Genomic DNA, 885 nt, shown 5'->3' with positions numbered 1-885 from the left:
AATACGGTACAGAATCATGAACGTTTCCCGGCGTGACGTGGACATCGGTAATCAGATTGTATTTTAGATCAACGGTCCGGTGATCTAAATAAAAGAATCCTTCCGGTTTGCCATCGCGAATCATATAACCGCTATCCGGGTCGGTTTTGCTCACCTTGATTTCTTTCTTCTCGACCACATCCTCTCTGGGTTTTAAAGCTTTTTTCCATGCGTCTTCCGGTCGGCTTCTACCGCGCCATTGAGTTCGTCCATGTATTCTCGTGTGTTTTGTAAAACCTGCTGCTTGGTGTACTGGTGCTTGTTCGCATTGGCCTTCACATGCGTGGAATCCGAAACCAGGACTCGTCCGCCGACCATGCGGTGCTGAATTGCTTGCAGCACAATCTCATCGAAGATATCTTGAAAGATATTGGTGTCTTTGAAACGAGTCCGTCGATTCCAGCTAATGGTGGTATGGTCTGGAACTTTGTCTGTCAATCCCAAACCAAGAAACCAACGGTATGCCACATTCGTCTGAATCTCGCGTTCCAGTTGACGCTCCGAACGGATGCCATAAAAATAACCGAGGAAAATCATCTTAAATAACACGACAGGATCGATGGCTGGTCGCCCATTATCAGCACAGTAAAGCGGACGGACCTTTTCGTCGATGAAAGAGAAATCGATATACTTGTCCACTTTACGGAGCAGATGATCTTGAGGAACCAATTCTTCAATCGAAACAAACTCGTAAGCCTGCTGTTTTTCTCGGTTAGAACGCAACATATTTAACACCCTTCCGAACGGTTTATTTACTAATATTATATAATATTAACGCGGTGTCGTGTTGAATTAAATGTGCGAAAAATAGCTGTCGAGATTTTCTCGACAGCCTACAGCCTGAAG

1 pseudogene is annotated in these 885 nt (G+C 44.9%); it reads right to left on the bottom strand.

What is annotated here, in order from left to right:
- A pseudogene (locus ACPV3A_RS37695) lies at window positions 1–765 on the bottom strand (IS1182 family transposase); the annotation flags it as partial.
- Window positions 766–885 lie beyond the last annotated feature (120 nt).

Origin of the sequence: Paenibacillus sp. Dod16, assembly GCF_049893405.1 — a bacterium.
Taxonomy (GTDB): domain Bacteria; phylum Bacillota; class Bacilli; order Paenibacillales; family Paenibacillaceae; genus Paenibacillus_AQ.
Note: the sequence above shows the minus strand (reverse complement) of the source record. Positions and strands in the feature narration are given on the sequence as shown.